This window comes from Neisseria sp. Marseille-Q2251 (assembly GCF_940793045.1).
GTDB lineage: Bacteria > Pseudomonadota > Gammaproteobacteria > Burkholderiales > Neisseriaceae > Neisseria.
Map to the genome: position 1 here is coordinate 1 of NZ_CALNWV010000020.1, position 15,784 is coordinate 15,784.

Annotated in this window: 18 protein-coding genes; 1 reads left to right on the forward strand and 17 read right to left on the reverse strand. The window is 53.0% G+C overall.

From position 1 onward, the window contains the following. Positions 1-262 precede the first annotated feature (262 nt). From AAG834_RS08015 to ylqF, 6 genes are all read right to left on the reverse strand, one after another. The gene (locus tag AAG834_RS08015; RefSeq protein WP_049229883.1) at positions 263-742 is read right to left on the reverse strand and encodes a copper chaperone PCu(A)C; all 480 of its coding nucleotides are present in this window, start codon (positions 740-742) and stop codon (positions 263-265) included. A 193-nt stretch (positions 743-935) separates the two neighbouring features. Then, entirely contained in the window at positions 936-1,328 is a 393-nt protein-coding gene (locus AAG834_RS08020) for a diacylglycerol kinase (RefSeq protein WP_003756111.1), read from the reverse strand. A 225-nt stretch (positions 1,329-1,553) separates the two neighbouring features. After that, a complete protein-coding gene (gene gshB, locus AAG834_RS08025) occupies positions 1,554-2,510 on the reverse strand; it encodes a glutathione synthase (RefSeq protein ID WP_039862766.1) in 957 nt (318 codons plus the stop codon). Positions 2,511-2,660: 150 nt separating this feature from the next. Then, on the reverse strand, positions 2,661-4,322 hold the full coding sequence (recN, locus tag AAG834_RS08030) for a DNA repair protein RecN (protein WP_342031817.1): 1,662 nt from the start codon (positions 4,320-4,322) through the stop codon (positions 2,661-2,663). Positions 4,323-4,524: 202 nt separating this feature from the next. Beyond that, on the reverse strand, positions 4,525-5,127 hold the full coding sequence (gene scpB, locus AAG834_RS08035) for an SMC-Scp complex subunit ScpB (protein WP_342031818.1): 603 nt from the start codon (positions 5,125-5,127) through the stop codon (positions 4,525-4,527). A gap of 174 nt (positions 5,128-5,301) precedes the next feature. After that, positions 5,302-6,243, reverse strand: coding sequence for a ribosome biogenesis GTPase YlqF (gene ylqF, locus AAG834_RS08040; RefSeq protein ID WP_342031819.1), 942 nt, complete (start codon positions 6,241-6,243; stop codon positions 5,302-5,304). Positions 6,244-6,246: 3 nt separating this feature from the next. Between ylqF and AAG834_RS08045 the strand changes: the two genes are divergently transcribed. Further along, the gene (locus tag AAG834_RS08045) at positions 6,247-6,402 is read left to right on the forward strand and encodes a hypothetical protein (protein WP_180949595.1); all 156 of its coding nucleotides are present in this window, start codon (positions 6,247-6,249) and stop codon (positions 6,400-6,402) included. On the opposite strand, the gene AAG834_RS08050 is transcribed toward AAG834_RS08045, so the two are convergent. The 11 genes from AAG834_RS08050 to AAG834_RS08100 all read right to left on the reverse strand — a co-directional run bounded on the left by AAG834_RS08050 (position 6,399) and on the right by AAG834_RS08100 (position 15,772). Further along, positions 6,399-6,629, reverse strand: coding sequence for a protocatechuate 3,4-dioxygenase (locus AAG834_RS08050; protein WP_308905726.1), 231 nt, complete (start codon positions 6,627-6,629; stop codon positions 6,399-6,401). The two genes, AAG834_RS08045 and AAG834_RS08050, sit on opposite strands and share 4 nt — an antisense overlap. Before the next feature lie 148 nt (positions 6,630-6,777). Then, entirely contained in the window at positions 6,778-7,632 is an 855-nt protein-coding gene (gene rapZ, locus AAG834_RS08055) for an RNase adapter RapZ (protein ID WP_308905727.1), read from the reverse strand. Then, positions 7,613-8,575, reverse strand: coding sequence for an HPr(Ser) kinase/phosphatase (gene hprK, locus AAG834_RS08060; protein WP_003756089.1), 963 nt, complete (start codon positions 8,573-8,575; stop codon positions 7,613-7,615). The genes rapZ and hprK overlap by 20 nt, the downstream gene beginning before the upstream one ends. 3 nt (positions 8,576-8,578) lie before the next feature. Beyond that, entirely contained in the window at positions 8,579-9,028 is a 450-nt protein-coding gene (gene ptsN, locus AAG834_RS08065) for a PTS IIA-like nitrogen regulatory protein PtsN (protein WP_003743926.1), read from the reverse strand. Positions 9,029-9,309: 281 nt separating this feature from the next. Then, complete coding sequence (gene ubiA / locus AAG834_RS08070) at positions 9,310-10,227, reverse strand: 4-hydroxybenzoate octaprenyltransferase (protein WP_009311220.1); 918 nt, start codon at positions 10,225-10,227, stop codon at positions 9,310-9,312. Between the two features lie 157 nt (positions 10,228-10,384). After that, entirely contained in the window at positions 10,385-10,927 is a 543-nt protein-coding gene (locus tag AAG834_RS08075) for a chorismate--pyruvate lyase family protein (RefSeq protein ID WP_342031820.1), read from the reverse strand. 3 nt (positions 10,928-10,930) lie between these two features. After that, a complete protein-coding gene (gene bioD, locus AAG834_RS08080) occupies positions 10,931-11,599 on the reverse strand; it encodes a dethiobiotin synthase (protein WP_342031821.1) in 669 nt (222 codons plus the stop codon). Then, positions 11,596-12,891: an adenosylmethionine--8-amino-7-oxononanoate transaminase gene (bioA, locus tag AAG834_RS08085; RefSeq protein ID WP_342031822.1), complete on the reverse strand. Its 1,296-nt coding sequence runs from the start codon at positions 12,889-12,891 to the stop codon at positions 11,596-11,598. The genes bioD and bioA overlap by 4 nt, the downstream gene beginning before the upstream one ends. A 233-nt stretch (positions 12,892-13,124) precedes the next feature. Beyond that, positions 13,125-13,841, reverse strand: coding sequence for a hypothetical protein (locus AAG834_RS08090; RefSeq protein ID WP_342031823.1), 717 nt, complete (start codon positions 13,839-13,841; stop codon positions 13,125-13,127). Between the two features lie 46 nt (positions 13,842-13,887). Next, the gene (gene trpB, locus AAG834_RS08095; protein ID WP_342031824.1) at positions 13,888-15,090 is read right to left on the reverse strand and encodes a tryptophan synthase subunit beta; all 1,203 of its coding nucleotides are present in this window, start codon (positions 15,088-15,090) and stop codon (positions 13,888-13,890) included. A gap of 76 nt (positions 15,091-15,166) precedes the next feature. Then, on the reverse strand, positions 15,167-15,772 hold the full coding sequence (locus AAG834_RS08100; protein WP_342031825.1) for a DNA glycosylase: 606 nt from the start codon (positions 15,770-15,772) through the stop codon (positions 15,167-15,169). Between the last annotated feature and the right edge of the window lie 12 nt (positions 15,773-15,784).

The following is a 15,784-nucleotide window of genomic DNA, read 5'->3' on the forward strand; positions in this document are numbered from 1 at the left end:
GCGGTTTGGCTGATGTTTTTGCATTGTTCGTAATAGTTTAAAGCTTTGTTTCTTAAGTCCGCAGAGTATGCCATGGTTAGACCTTAAAAGTTGAGTATTGTACTATTTTGTTTTTAATTAACTATATCTATACTGTCTGCAGCTTCGTCGCCTTGTCCTGATTTAAATTTAATCCACTATATTGCATCAACTCGAAACTGAGCCAAACAAAAAGGTCGTCTGAAAATGTTCAGACGACCTTTTGAGTTCAAACTATGAACGATTAGTGTTGATGCGCGCCACCGTGACCATGGCCGTGACCGTGATCCATGCCGGATTGCGGTGCGGTTTTCACTTCCAATTGTACGGTTTGAGGTTTGGCGTTTTTGAATTTCAGGGTAACAGGTACTTTTTCGCCTTCTTTCAGCGGTTTTTTCAGACCCATGAACATAACGTGGTAGCTGCCCGGTTTCAGCTCGGTTACGCCTTTTGCTTCCAGCGGGATGCCGCCTTTAACTTCGCGCATGCGCATTACGCCGTTGTCGTTGACATGGGTATGCACTTCAACGCGGTCGGCTACCGGGCTGCTGCCGCCGACCAAGAAGTCTTGTTTAGCTTCATCGTTGTGGATCTTCATGAACGCGCCGCCCATTTTCATGCCTTCGACAGTAGAACGCGCCCAACCGTCTTCAACGTGAACACCGGCTGCGGAAGCGGTGGATACCAAACCTGCTGCAATCAGGGTTGCCAATAATTTTTTCATGTATTGCTCCTTTATGATGAAATGGGTGGTTTTGTTGCGGCAAAAGCTTTCCGCGCGACATTGCATGTCGGTAATACTGTTCTCATCCTACATGCAATGGTCGTCTGAATGCTTTGACTCAGATTAAACAAAATGATTCAAATTAATTCATGAGAATTAATACTTAGTAAGTATAAATCATCTCGAAGTAAATTTAAACATACCCGCGCCACAATGCGATCGCCCACACGATACCCAGCATCGTCAAAGCAAGCAATTGCGCGGCGGAGCCAGCATCTTTGGCGCGTTTTGCCAATTCGTGTTTTTCGGTGGAAGTGTGGTCGACGGCGGCTTCGACGGCGGTGTTGAACAATTCGGTAATCAGCGAAACAAACGACGCAATAATCAGCAGCATTTTGGTCGCGGAGTCGAAATTGAGGATGAAGGTCAAGACAATCAAAATCAGGTTCAGCCACAATACTTGGCGGAACGCGCTTTCATAGCGGTAGGCGGCGGCAAGCCCGTCTTTGGAATAGCCGAATGCGTTGATGATGCGTTTGATACCGCTTTTACCTTTTTTATCGGCAGCGTAAGAAGATGGTTTCATAAGTAATGTTTGTATCAATATTTATATTTGTAAAAAGGGGTCGTCTGAAAACGAGCGAAGCGAGTTTCGCTAAAACGAACGAAGCGAGTTTCGCTAAAACGAACGAAGCGAGTTTCGCTAAAACGAACGAAGCGAGTTTCGCTAAAACGAACGAAGCGAGTTTCGCCAAAACGAGCAAAGCGGGTTTTACTAAAACGGATTCGGGTTTCAGACGACCTTTCGGGATTATTGTTTAGACCAAGCTTCGACAGCGTCGGCAAACATCGCGGCGACGTCGAAGTTTTTTTGTTTCATGATTTCTTGGAAACCGGTCGGGCTGGTAACGTTGACTTCGGTCAGGTTGCTGCCGATGACGTCCAAACCTGCCAGCAAGATGCCGCGGCGTTTGAGTTCGGGGGCGAGGGTTTCGGCGATTTCTCGGTCACGTTCACTCAATTCCTGCGCCACGCCGCGTCCGCCTGCCGCAAGATTGCCGCGTGTTTCACCGTTTTGCGGAATACGCGCCAAAGCATAGGGGACGACTTCGCCGCCGATAATCAGGATGCGTTTATCGCCGTGGATGATTTCGGGGATGTAGCGTTGCGCCATGATGGTGCGGGAATCAAGCTGCATCAGGGTTTCTAGGATGCTGCCGATATTGGGGTCTTTTTCGGTCAGGCGGAAAATGCCCATGCCGCCCATGCCGTCCAGCGGTTTGATGATGATGTCGCCGTGTTCTTTCAAAAATGCGCGGACGTCGGCGGAACGGGTCGTAACCAGCGTAGGCGCGGTGAACTGGCTGAAATTCAAAATCGCCAGTTTTTCGTTGAAATCGCGCATGGCCTGTCCGCTGTTAAATACCTTCGCGCCCTGCTGTTCCGCCAGCGTCAGGAATTGGGTGGCGTAGAGGTATTGCATATCGAACGGCGGGTCGGTGCGCATAATGACGGCATCAAAGTCTTTCAAGGTCGTCTGAACTTTATCTGCCGCTTTAAACCATTCATGGTCATCGTCGCTTTTTGCACCGAGAAACTCAAACGGCGCAGCCTGAGCCGTCACCAATCCTTGCTGTACGGACAATTCGCCGCTCAAGGTATGGAAAAGCTGCCAGCCGCGTTTTGCCATCTCGCGCATCATGGCATAGGTGGTGTCTTTGTAGGTTTTGAAACTTGCCATCGGATCGGCAATAAACAGGACTTTCATGGGAACTTCCTTATAAACGAACGACGTAATCATACCTTTTATTGAGGTCGTCTGAAAGGGCGCGGGCGGTTTGGCAAAAAGGTCGTCTGAAAAGCGGTTTGTGAATGGTTACACAAACTTCCTTTTCAGACGACCTCTCCGATTCTGCGTTTAAGCGGCGGCAAGGCTGATTAACTCTGCCGCATGGCTGCGGGTCGTGTCGGTAATGATTTCGCCGCCAAGCATACGGGCGATTTCTTCGATACGCTGCTGATGGTCCAACACGCTGATTTCGCTGACAGTTTGTTCGCCTTCGCTGTGTTTGCGCACCTGCCAATGGTTTTCACCGCAGGAAGCAACTTGCGGCAGGTGGGTTACGGCGAGCACCTGATGTTTTTTACCCAAAGCACGCAGGGCTTTGCCGACCATTTCTGCCACGCCGCCGCCGATACCGGTATCGACTTCGTCAAAAATCAGCGTAGGGACTTGCGTGTATTGGCTGGTAACCACCTGCAAGGCAAGGCTGATGCGGGCAAGTTCGCCGCCGGACGCGACTTTGTTCAGCGGACGGGACGGATTGCCTTTGTTGGCGGCAACTTGGAACTGTACCTGCTCCAAACCGTGCGCTGTGGGCGAAGACGGCAGCAGGACGATGTCGAAACGCGCGCCTTTCATGGCGAGATGCTGCATATGTCCGGTCGTTTCCTCGCCCAACCTGCCCGCCGCCTGATGGCGCATGGCGGAAAGAACATGTGCGGCTTCCTGATATTCGGCAAGGTTGCGGGCAACGGTTTGCGTCAACGCTTCCAAATCGGCAGCGGCTTGCAGGCTTTGCAGGCGCTCGTCAATTTCAGCCAGCTTTTGCGGCAAGGCTTCAGGTTCGATGCGGTATTTCCGCGCCATCCCCATCAGTTCACCCATGCGCTGTTCCTGCGCTGCCAACTCGTTAGGATCGATGTCGCTGCGGCCTGCGACGTCGCGCATATTGGCACTGATTTCGCCCAATTCGGCTTCAATGCTCGCCAGCATATTCAGGCTTTCGGCAAAGCGCGGCTCGATGTTTTGCAGATTGGTCAATAATTTTTGGCATTGATAAATTTGACGTTGGATGCCGTTGTCGCCATCGATGTAGTCGCCGACTTCTTCGGCAGCCTGCAACAGCTCGGCAGAATGGGCAAGGCTGTCGTGGCTTTGGCTGAGGGCTTCCCATTCGCCTTGTTTGACGTCCAACTGGTTCAATTCGTTGAACTGCCATTCCAAACGCTCACGCTCGATAATGATGGTCTCGGCGTGTTCCTGCGCCTCTTGGAGGGCTTTTTTCGCATTGACCCAGTTTTGATAAAGCTGTCTGACGGTTTCCGCCTGCGCTTTGCTGCCCGCAAATGCGTCCAACAATTCGCGCTGGGCGGATTCTTGATTGAGGGAATGGTGGGCGTTTTGCCCATGGATGTCGATAAGCTGCCCGCCGACGGCTTTAAGCTGCGCCAGCGTGGCTGCCTGATTATTGATAAAGCTGCGGCTTTTCCCTTTGGCATCGATGATGCGGCGGATACTGAGTTCTTCCGCGTCTTCGTCCAAAAAACCCTGCTCCTGCAATTGGGCTTTGAGATCGGGCAAAAGGCTGATGTCAAACAATGCCGACAACTGCGCTTCCTTCGCGCCGCTGCGGACTTGGCTGTAATCGGCTTTGTCGCCCAACAGAAGCCCGATTGCGTCCAACGTAATCGATTTACCCGCGCCCGTTTCGCCGGTCAAGACGGTAAAACCACTTTGGAAATCCAGATTGAGGTTTTCAACAATGACAAAATCGCGCAGGGAAAGTGTCAACAGCATGGTAGTATTCCTTAGTAAATCGACCGCACATCGGCGGCTAACTTTAGATATGCTGATTATAACTAAGATTTTTTATAGTTTAAATAAGGTTTTTCTTATTTTATATCTAACAAGCTGAATACAATGATATTATTTTTTGAAAAAAGGTCGTCTGAAAACCCATTTCAAGTTTTCAGACGACCTTTGCCAATCTGGTCTGGTTTTAATTAATCAGCCGCTCCGGTGCTTCTTCCTGCTCTTCTTCCTCGCCTGTCGGCGGCGTTTCGACCAAATCAGGCAAGACCAATTCGCCTAATTCCGTCAGCGGCGGCAATTCCTCCAAGCTGTCCAAGCGCAAATCGCTCAAAAACGTCGGCGTCGTCGCCCACAGCGCAGGCCTGCCGACGGAATCACGATGCCCGATCACTTCAATCCAGCCTCTGTCCTGCAAGGTCTGCATCACGTTCTGCGATACCGCCACGCCGCGTATGCCCTCAATGTCGCCGCGCGTCACCGGCTGCTGGTAGGCAATAATCGCCAGCGTTTCCATCACAGCGCGGGAATAGCGCGGCGCACGCTGCTCCTGAAGGCTGCCCAGCCGCTCGAATGCCGCCTGCGCAATCTGAAACCGCCAGCCCTCGTGCGTATGCACCAGTTGCAACGCCCTGCCCTGCCAACGCGTTTTCAACTGCGCCAGCACGTCGATTAATTTGTCCTGAGACAGCGGCGGCACACACAATTCGCGCATGGATTTTTCGTTTAGGGGTTCGGTTTGGGTCAAAAGCGCAGCTTCAATCAGCGCGTCGGGAGGGAGTTTTTCAGTCATAACGTTAAAATTTAATTGTTTTGATGTTTTCAGACGACCTTAAACAAGGACTCTTTTCAGTTTTATATGTTGGTTTTAAATTTTACAAGCAAGCCGTCTGAAAAATTTATTCTGAGGTTTCAGACGACCTTGTTGAGGGCAGTGAAACCTCTTTTGGCATTTCACTATACCGCCCTACTCGTCCGCAGGCTTCTGCCCTTTGCGTTCCGCCTTTCTGGCTTCGCGCACGGCTTTGAGTTCGGCTTCTTTTTGGCGGGCTTTTTTGAGCCATGTTTCCCATTGGTTCGGCGTTTCGAGGGTGATTCTGCCGATTTTGCCTTCGCGGAAGTCGGTGAGGATATTTTCGGCGGCTTTTTGGTAGTTGACCCGTCCGCCGCTGAGGACTGCGCCGCGTTTTTTGGCTATCCATTCGAGCCATGAGTTGTCGTCCCAGTGGCTGCTGGGGTCTTTATCGGCTTGGTAGCGTTCTTGCAGCATGGGGAGGTAGTGGCGGCGGAGGTAGTCTAGAAGCTCAAGGGCAACTTCTTCTTCGTCCAGCGCGTTGCGTCCGACTGCGCCACCGGCGGCGAGGTTGTAGCCGCCTTCTTCGACGATGATTTTCGGCCACAGCATTCCGGGGGTGTCGTAGAGCCAGAAGTCGTCGGCGAGGAAAAGGCGTTGTTCGGCTTTGGTAATACCGGGTTCGTTGCCGGTTTTGGCGGATTTTTTGCCTATCATGCCGTTGATGAGGGTAGATTTGCCGACGTTGGGAATGCCGCAGATGAGGACGCGCAGGGGTTTTTCTATGCCTTGGCGGTGGGGAATCATGGTGCGGCAGGCTTGGGTGATTTTGCCGTGTGCGCCGGTTTCGGAGGAATCGAGGGCGATGGCACGGGTATCGGGGCGGCTGTTGTAGTGTTCGAGCCAGATTTTGGTGCGCTCGGGGTCGGCAAGGTCTTGTTTGTTGAGGATTTTGAGTTTGGGTTTGCCTTTGGAAAGCTGGGCAAGCAGGGGGTTTTCGCTGGAGGCGGGCATTCGTGCGTCCAGCATTTCAATCACCATATCGACGCTTTTGGCGCGCTCGGCGATGGCTTTTTTTGCTTTGTTCATGTGGCCGGGAAACCATTGGATTGCCATGTTTTGTTCTTTCTGTCTGATTTGCGGTGGGGTCGTCTGAAAAGCGGTTCGGCGGTGTTTTCAGACGACCTGAGGTTTGTCCGTTTTCTGTGCAAAGGTCGTCTGAAAGCCTACGCGGTTTTTCAGACGACCTTTTGGTTTGGGGCGCTCAAGGTTTAGAGGTTGCCGCGTTCGTAGCGGTAGTAGCCGGCTTCGTCCATACATTGTTCGAGGGATTTGGATTCGCGTCCGTGTTTGGCGTCGTGTTGCGCTTGTGATTTGCAGATATTGATTTGACGGGAAACTTCGGCTTCGCTTGCGCCGGTGCGGTGCCAACGGTAGGCGGGGACTTCGGTGGCGCAGGCGGCGAGTGTGCAGGCGAGTGCGAGGGTGAGGATGTGTTTCATGGGTTTCTCCTTTTATAGTGGATTAAATTTAAACCAGTACGGCGTTGCCTCGCCTTGCCGTACTATTTGTACTGTCTGCGGCTTCGCCGCCTTGTCCTGATTTAAATTTAATCCACTATATATCGAAAAGGTCGTCTGAAAAGGGGAATCAGCGTCCGGACAGGTTGTGCGCCTGTCTGTGGCGGACCAGCAGTTCGTAATGCCCTTGCAGGCGCTGGGCGAGTTTTTCAACGACATAGACGGAACGGTGCTGCCCGCCGGTACAGCCGATGGCGATGGTTACGTAGCTGCGGCTTTCTTTTTGCAGGCGCGGGAGCCAGTGGTTCATAAAGTGGTCGATGTCATCGACCATTTCCTGCACCAAGGGCTGCTGGTCGAGATACTCTTGAATGGGGGCGTCCATGCCGGTGTAGGGGCGCAGCTCGGGATCGTAATAGGGATTGGGCAGGCTGCGCATATCGAACATGAAATCGGCGTTGTTCGGCACGCCGTATTTGAAACCGAAAGACTCGAGGATCACCAAAAGCCCTCTGCGCTCGATGTTGAGCCATTGTTGGACGGCGTAACGCAGTTGCTGCGCGTTCATTTTGGATGTGTCGATGCAGTAGGCGATGTCTTTGAGCGGGAACAGCCATTCGCGCTCTTTTTGCAGGCTTTCCAGCAGGGTAAGGTTCAGTCCCGACAGCGGATGGCCTCGCCGAGTTTCGGAAAAACGGCGCACCAGTACGCTTTCTTCTGCTTCAACAAACAATACTTCGACCTGATGGCCTTCATCGCGCAAGTATTGGATTTGCTCTTGCGCTTCCTGAATGTTGATGCCGGAACGGACATCGACGCTCACGCCGAGTTTGGTTTCATCGGCGCGTTCAATGTGGTGCAGTACCAGCGAAGGCAGCATTTCCAGCGGCAGGTTGTCCACGCAGAAATAGCCGAGGTCTTCAAGCTGTTTGAGGGCAACGGACTTACCCGAGCCGGACAATCCGCTAATCAGGACGATTTTCATGGTTTTGTTCGTTTTCTTTGAGTTGTGTTTGATGGCGTTCGAGGAATTCTTTGGTGCTGTCTTTGCCGCGCAACTGGAGGATGTAGTTGCGCACCGCCGCTTCAACCAATACCGCAAGGTTTCGACCGACGGCGACTGGCAGGGTGACGGAACGGACGTTCACATTGAGGATGGACTCGGTTTCCGTGCGTATGCTCAAGCGGTCGAGCTGCTTCATGTAATCGTCGTCGGCAGCGACAAGGTTGATAATCAACTGGAGGATTTTTTTCGGGCGGATAGAAGTTTCGCCGAAAATGTGGCGGATATTGAGTATACCCAAACCGCGCACTTCAAGGAAATCGCGCAGCATTGGCGGGCAGCGGCCTTCGAGCGTTTCAGGGCCGGTACGGAAAAGCTCGACCGCATCATCGGCGATCAGGCTGTGTCCGCGCGAAATCAATTCCAACGCCAGCTCGCTTTTACCCAAGCCGGAATGACCGGTAATCAGCACGCCGACTTCAAATACATCGAGGAATACGCCGTGTTTGACGATGGAAGTTGCCAGCGTGCGTTGCAGGTAAATCCGCAACACGTCCATCAAATACGGGCTTTCGAGCTTGGAGGTCAGCAGCGGGATGTCGTTTTTATGGCAGTAGTCGCGCAATTTGGGCGAAACCGCCAGACCGTTGGCAACGATGACCAGCGACATGGGAATATCGAAGAGTTCGCCGAAATCGTAATTCAACTCGCCCGATTCGAGGCGCTTGAGATATTCGGCTTCGGCAACACCGACGACTTGGATTTGATTGGGATGGATAAAATTCAAATGGCCGACCAACGCCAAAACGGGTTTGTCGGCCTCTACTCCGATGCGGTTGTCCGCACCCGAATTGCCTGCCGCCCAAGCAAGTTGGAGCTTGTGCTGATTGTCGGAAAACAGGCGGCGGACGGATATACTGGGCATTCTTTACTCTTCTGCCAGAAGTTTGCGCACCTCCTCGGCAGAGGTTGCGGACATCAAGGCTTCACGGACGGCTTTTTGCGAGAACCTGCCCGCCAGTTTGGACAAGACTTCCAAATGCTCGCCGGTCGCATTTTCCGGCACCAACAAAGTGAAAATCAGGGATACGGGTTTGCCGTCAGGCGCATCGAAAGCGACCGGTTCTTTCGTGCGGATAAACGCGCCGGTGGCTTTTTTCACGCAGGCATGACGGCCGTGCGGGATGGCGACGCCCTGCCCCAGGCCGGTCGAACCCAGCTTTTCGCGGGCAAACAGGCAGTCGAAGACATCGCCGTGAGGTAATTCTGCTTCATGTTCAAGCAGCAGGCCCGCTTCTTCAAACAAGCGTTTTTTGCTGCCGACTTCCAAGTCTAAAACGATATGGGACAAAGGCAAAATTTCGCCGATAAGGCTCATAGAAATCTCTTTTGATGTGGCAAAATGAAATGGAATTGTACCGACTGTCTGTACAAACCTCAATCCTGAACACGCAATTTACACTCAGATTGCTAACAAGAAACGCTGCTTCTTTGATATTTCTTAACTCATACACAAGGTCGTCTGAAAACGGCGGCAAGTGGTTTACGGCGGGTTTGGCTACCAGACAAAACTCCGCCGCTATTATCAATCCGTCCTTCCCGAAAAGCAAAACGTCGTCTGAAACCCTTTTCAGACGACGTGTTAACCATTTTATTACCTTACAACCGCGTGGCAGCCAAAGCCCACAAATAATGCCCCGCCAAACCCAAAAACCACAGCAGACCGATATAGTTGTTATCCAAAAACACTTTAAAACAAGTCTGGCGGTCGCGCGTTTTGATGGCATGGTATTGACCGATTTGCAGCCACACCACCGCAGGCAGCATAATCCAATACGGCCATGTCGCGCCGATTTTCACGCCCAACACCGCCATCAGCGCGGTAAACCAAAAATGGCAGAGCATGGAAGCGGAAATATCGTGATCGCCGAATGTGATTGCCGAAGTTTTAATCCCGATTTTCAAATCGTCTTCCTTGTCCGACATCGCATAAATCGTGTCGTAGGCAAGCGTCCATAGAGCATTGGCGGTAAACATCAGCCACGCCGTAGAAGGCACGCCGCTGCGGACGGCGGCAAACGCCATCGGAATCCCGAAAGAAAACGCCAGCCCCAAATAAAACTGCGGCAGCGGGAAAAACCGTTTGGTAAAGGGGTAAGTCATCGCCAGAAACAGCGCGGGAACGCTCATCACCCAAGTCAACAGGTTCAGCGGCGTCATGCAGAGGGCGGCAAGCAGGCAGAGGATGACGGTCAGCAGAATCGCTTCCGTTTTAGAAACCAACCCGCGGGCAAAGGGGCGGTTTTTCGTGCGCTCGACCGAACCGTCAAAATCGCGGTCGGCAAAGTCGTTGATCACGCAGCCTGCGCTGCGCATAAAGAACGTACCGGCGGTAAACGCCCAAAAAATATCCGCTTCCGGAATGCCTTCCGAAGCGACCCATAACGCCCAATAGGTCGGCCAAAGCAGCAGCAACGTACCGATAGGCTTGTCGATGCGCATCAATTTACCGTATATGACCATCCGTCCGACGGCATAGCGCGGGAAAAAATGTAGGAGAACACGTCTTATCTTCATGCGAATGTGAAAAATATGTTATTGGTATAATAAATCAATTTGTAATTATTGCTTAGCGTATTATGTTCATTATAAATCAATTTTTAGATTTTACTATTTTCTCTAGGCTCTTATCCCCAACTTTTACAGAAAGATACAAAAACGGCATATCCACGTCCTACACAAACTGCGCCAACCCCAGCAAAAAATATTCCGTCAGTTCCAACACCTCGCCATCCCAATCAAAATAAGACCTGCGGGCGGCGACAGGTCGTCTGAAATCATCCTGACCACCTGCGTTTTCCATCAGACAAAACTCGAATGCCGAACGCTTCAAGGGCAGCGTGCCGTCAAACAGCCGCTCGCCCAAAGGCTGCGTGCCGCAATCCAAAACGCCGCGCCAGGCTTGCGATTGCGGGCTGCACGCGCTGCGCGCCTGTACGACGGGAACACCGTCCAGATGCAGCAAAACATCGCGGACGAATTGCGGGGCGGCGGTTTCGGCATGGTTTTCGCCCAATGGATTGCACTGCCAGTCCAGTTCGCCTATATACAGCACTTTTACCGTAAAACTGCCGCCCAAGGCGCGTAAAGCGGCGGTCAGCGATTGCGTCTGGCACAAAGCGGTGGCGCGTTCGTTCCAGCCTTGCGGCAGCTCGCTGGGAAGTTTGTCTTGCCAATTTAAAGGGGGATTCATGGGGTTTAGATTGATGGGTTTCATGTTTTAATCGTTTTCAGACGACCTTTCATCCGTCTCCGTTTTGTCCAGCTCCATCCACTCCGCGTTGGGAAACTCTGTTTCCAGACGACCCTTCAGATACGCCAAGCTGTCTTGGGCGATGTTCTCGTCGCGGTTGTCGTGGATGTGGTTGAAAATCAGGCTGTGCAGACTGATGCCGTATTGTTTGAGCACGGCGAAGCTGAGCAGGGTGTGGTTGATGCTGCCGAGCCGCCCGCTGGTAACGAGGATAACGGGATAAGCCTGTTGCTGAATATAATCAATGGTTAACAGATTTTCGGTCAGCGGAACCATCAATCCGCCCGCGCCTTCGACCAATACGATTTCGTATTGTGCTGCCAGCTGCTGCGTGGCGGTGCGGATTTTGTGCAAGTCCAAAGTCCTGCCGTCCAGACGGGCGGCGAGATGGGGCGAGGCGGGATAGCTGAAGATTTCGGGCATGGTCAGCCGCTGTTTGTCGGCTTCCTGCATGGGTATGCCCATGATGTTGCGGTGGACGGCGATGTCGTCGGCGATGTTTTGGCAACCGGTTTGCACGGGCTTTTGCGTGATCACGCTTTTGCCCTGCTGCAACAATTGTTTTGCCAACATGCCGGTGGCGACGGTTTTGCCGATGTCCGTGTCTATGCCGCTGACGAAGTAAACGCCTTTCATTTGCTGTGTTCCTTCAAGATTTGTATGGTTTTGTCGGCAAGTTCGGTCAAGAGGTCGTCTGAAATGATGTAAGGCGGCATGAGATACACCAGCCTGCCGAACGGGCGCACCCAAATGCCCTGCGCCACGCAATCCGCTTGAAAACGCGCCATATCCACGCCTTTTTCCAACTCGATCACCCCGATGGCACCCAAAACGCGCACGTCTTTCACGCCGCGAATGTCCCATGCGGTTTTCAGACGACCTTTCAGGATGCTTTCGATGCGGCGGATATTCGCCTGCCAATCTTGAGACAAAAGCAACTTGACCGAAGCGCAGGCAACGGCACACGCCAGCGGGTTTGCCATAAATGTCGGACCGTGCATAAACACGCCCGCTTCGCCGCGCGAAATCGTTTCGGTGACTTTTTGCGAAGTGATTGCCGCCGCCAGCGTCATATAGCCGCCGCTCAAACCCTTACCGATACACATAATATCCGGCACGACCTCCGCGTGTTCGCAGGCAAACATCTTGCCCGTGCGCCCGAATCCGGTGGCAATTTCGTCAAAAATCAACACGATATCAAATTCGTCGCACAAATCGCGCAATCCGCGAAGATACTGCGGATGATAAAAATACATGCCGCCCGCGCCCTGCACGACCGGTTCCAAAATAAAGGCGGCAATATCCGCATGATGCGCTTCAAACAAGGCGCGGACAGGCTGCAAATCCGTTCCGTCCCATTCATCGTCGAAACAGCTTTTCGGATTATCGACAAAATAACGCTGTGGCAGAGCGCTGCCGAAAATATAATGCATCCCCGTTTCCGGATCGCAGACGGACATCGCGTTCCAAGTATCGCCATGATACCCGCGCCGCACCGTCGCGATATTCTGCTTCGCGGTCAAACCCCGCGCCTGCTGGTATTGCACCGCCATTTTCAACGCAACTTCCACCGAAACCGAACCCGAATCCGCATAAAAAATACGGTCCAGTCCCTGTGGCAAAATCCCGACCAACAACTTGCCCAGTTCCACCGCCGGCTCGTGCGTCAAACCGCCGAACATCACATGCGACATTTGCTTAATCTGCGCCTCAACCGCCTGATTCAAAACGGGATGATTGTAGCCGTGTATCGCACACCACCAAGACGACATCCCGTCAATCAGCCGCGTGCCGTCCGCCAATTCAATATGCACGCCCTCCGCACGGCGCACCGGATAAACAGGCAACGGGTCGGTCATGGATGTATAGGGATGGAGCAGATGGGCGCGGTCGAAATCGGGCAGGGAGGAAGTGTGTTCGGGCAACATATTTTCTGAGAAGGGTTTATATCAAATTCCGCTATTTTAACCCACTCTGATTAGATGAAAACCTGAAAAGTCTCTATCGGATAAGAAAAAGGTCGTCTGAAAACCTGTTTTTGGTGATGTGGTTAATATCCGGCATAGTATGCAGAAAATATCGGGCAGCCTTTTTATGGCCGGAGGCAAATGGGCGGAACCGAGCGATTTGAGTAGGAAAATGCCTGATTGGCCGTACTGGGCTACGGTTGCTCATCCAGTATTTGTAGCAAAGCGGCAAACAGGTTGGTGCCGTTGGCAAATTGATAGAAATCGGGGCAGCCGGACAAGAAACGGCGCAATTCGCCGTATTGCTTCAAGTGGAACAATACCAGTGCATAGAGTTCATTTTCCATACCGCCTTGTAACGGGCGGCTTTGCATGAAGCGGCAGAAACCCTCTAAGTCGGGCACTTGCTGTGTAAAGCTGGCAATGTCGGCTTCTATTTGCCCGGCAGTCTGCCGCACCCAATCCAGCATTTGCTCAAGCGTAAAGTGGGCGAAGTCGGGTTCTTGTATGCGCCACTCGTCTTGTATCCCTGTCAAACCCAGTGATGGTTCTCCATTGAGTCGGCTGCTGAAGCTTTTAATCATCTCTTCTTCGCCGAAAAGTTTGAAAAACAACGAATCCAGACAATCTGGTTTGGCTTCTATACGGATGGATACACGCTCACTGATGGGTTGACCGTTAAACACGGACACCAAATAAGCCTGGACAACGCTGAAAATGTAGCCGTCTTTAACCCAATAAATAAAACCACCGGAGACCGTCTGAAAGCCGCGCGTTTTGAGTTCGGCTTTAAGTAATTGTTCCACCCATTGACGTTTTACGCTATCGCGGAATTTTTCGCGCTTGTGTTCGGCTTGCACTTTGTCCCAAGCTTTGAGTAGAAGGGAGGGGAGGCGGTGAATATCTAGCATGATGATGCAGGTAAAATTTCAGGTAGCCCAAAGGCTACCTGAAATTTTACAACTCAATCCCCTTCAGCTTCGCCACGGTATTGATGTCTTTATCGCCGCGGCCGGACAGGTTGACCAGAATCACTTGGTCTTTGCCCATTTTCGGCGCGTTGGCGACTGCCCATGCGAGGGCGTGGCTGGATTCGAGCGCGGGGATGATGCCTTCGAAGCGGCACAACAAATCAAAGGCTTCGAGTGCTTCGTCGTCTTTGGCGACGGTGTATTCGACGCGCTTGATGTCGTTCAGGTGGCTGTGTTCCGGGCCGATGCCGGGGTAATCCAAGCCTGCGGAAACGGAGTGCGTCCCCAAGACTTGACCGTTTTCGTCCTGCATCAGGTAGCTGCGGAAGCCGTGCAATACGCCGATGGGGGCTTTGCTGGTAATCGGCGCGGCGTGGTCGGGGGTGTCCACGCCCAAACCGCCGGCTTCCACGCCGACGAGGCGCACGTTTTCTTCGCCGATATACGGGTGGAACAGCCCGATGGCGTTCGAGCCGCCGCCGACGCAGGCAACGGCGACATCGGGCTGTCTGCCGATGGCCTCCTGCATCTGCGCTTTGGCTTCGTTGCCGATGACGCATTGGAAATCGCGCACCATTTCGGGATACGGCGCAGGGCCAGCGGCGGTACCGATGATGTAGAACGTGTCGTCCACGCGGGCGACCCATTCGCGCATGGCTTCGTTCATCGCGTCTTTCAGGGTGCGGCTGCCGCTGTCGACGCTGACCACGTTCGCGCCCAACAATTTCATGCGGAACACGTTGGGCATCTGACGCTGGATGTCGTCCGCGCCCATGTACACGTCGCAAGTCATGCCGAAGCGGGCAGCGACGGTGGCGGAAGCCACGCCGTGCTGCCCCGCGCCGGTTTCGGCGATGACGCGTTTTTTACCCATGCGGCGGGCAAGCAGCGCCTGACCGATGGTGTTGTTTACCTTGTGCGCGCCGGTGTGGTTCAAGTCTTCGCGCTTCAACCAGATTTGCGCGCCGCCCAAATGCTCGGACAATCGCGCGGCATGGTAAACGGGGCTGGGCCGGCCGACGTAGTGTTTCAAATCGCGGTGGAACTCTTCCCAAAACGACGGGTCGTTTTTCGCTGCTTTATAGGCATCCGCCAGCTCTTGCAAGGCGGGAATCAGGGTTTCGGCAACATAAAGTCCGCCGTGTTCGCCGAAAAAGCCCTTCTCATCGGGCGCTTGGTAGTTTTTCATCGGATTTCTTCCTTGTCTGTTTTTTCAGACGGCCTCAGTCTGTTAAAGGCCGTCTGAAAGGGGAAACTGTCGGCAATTATAACTGTTTTTCACACAAACCCGCCATTTCGAAAAACGCCCGATACGCCGCCGCCTTTTTCGCCAAACTCAAAGGATAAGCGCGCGAAGTGGACGGCAGGCGGGTCAGGGTCAAATCCCGTCCGGCAAACGGAAACGGCACGGTTTCGCCCGTTTTCGGCATTTTGATGCCGCCGCCCTGAATATCGAGCAGGATTTCCGTCGCTTTGCCGCCGGTGGTGCAGATATGGCGGCAGTCGGGCATCTGCGCCAACACCGCCGCCAAATCGACTGTTTCGACCACTTGCAAAAACTTGTCGGACGCATTGCCGTGTTCCCGCACCGCCTTTAACACGGTCGGGCAGGACGCAATCCCCCGTTCGCGCAAAAACGCCTTGATTTTCTCCGCATCAAACGCTTTTTCAGCCGGCATCTGGAAATGCGCCGCATCATTAAAAAACACCAGCCCGTAGACGCGCCACATATCGTTTTGGAAATTCGGATAATGAAACTGCATCGCGCGTTTGTCTTCCTTGGGCGGAAACGTCCCCATCATCATCACCGTCGCCTGCGGCGGCAGCAAGGCAGGAAAAGGGTGGGTTTCGATTTCGAGCGGAGCGGACATCATGATTTCCTT